Raw genomic sequence first — 622 nt, forward strand, 5'->3', positions numbered from 1 at the left:
CTGCGTCCGAGGGGTCTGCGATCGCGGTTGGAGGTGGGCGGCAGGGTCAAARGGCTCGCCGAGCGAACCGCGAAGCTGGCCGTCGATTGGCCTTGACTGCTGCCAGGAGCGAACTACTAAAAAGTGTAGGGTTGGGGGTTTGTAGAACGGAGTGGCGCAAACCCCGTAATTAGACCGCGCTTTTTTGCGTGATTTTGAGCTCAAAAATCGACGCTGGCAGGGGTGTTTTTCCTTGTATTTATACTTAAGGGATAAATCTGGGACTCAAAATAGGCGCTCAGGCCAGTGGTGGCGCGGGTTTAGGGGCGTTTTGGACATGTAGAAAGAAAAACCCAGAATGTTGAGTGTCGAGTCCAACAAAATCTGGGGTTTTCTTATGGCGAAAAGTATAAACGATTCCCGCCAAAATCACCTACTCTATCTTACCGATTATAATACGCATGACAAGCCTTGGGATGCGCACCGCTGCCAATCTGACGATGTTGGCCAGATTTACGCGGGCGTTTGGAGTTTGAGCGGTATGCGCAGCGCATGGCGGAATGCAGCGGTGTATTGCGTTCGGTCGTGGCAAACCGCGCCAGATACGGGCGAGAGCCGCCTAAGGCTACGCGAGGCGCAGTTT

1 protein-coding gene is annotated in these 622 nt (G+C 53.6%); it reads right to left on the reverse strand.

Translation table 11 applies throughout. The annotated features are described in order from the left end of the window. Positions 1-422: 422 nt before the first annotated feature. The coding region (locus DZ54_RS25675) for a hypothetical protein (protein WP_205619438.1) at positions 423-622 on the reverse strand (200 nt) is incomplete at its 5' end.

It is taken from the genome of Salinivibrio socompensis S35 (assembly GCF_000513715.1).
GTDB classification, from domain to species: domain Bacteria; phylum Pseudomonadota; class Gammaproteobacteria; order Enterobacterales; family Vibrionaceae; genus Salinivibrio; species Salinivibrio socompensis.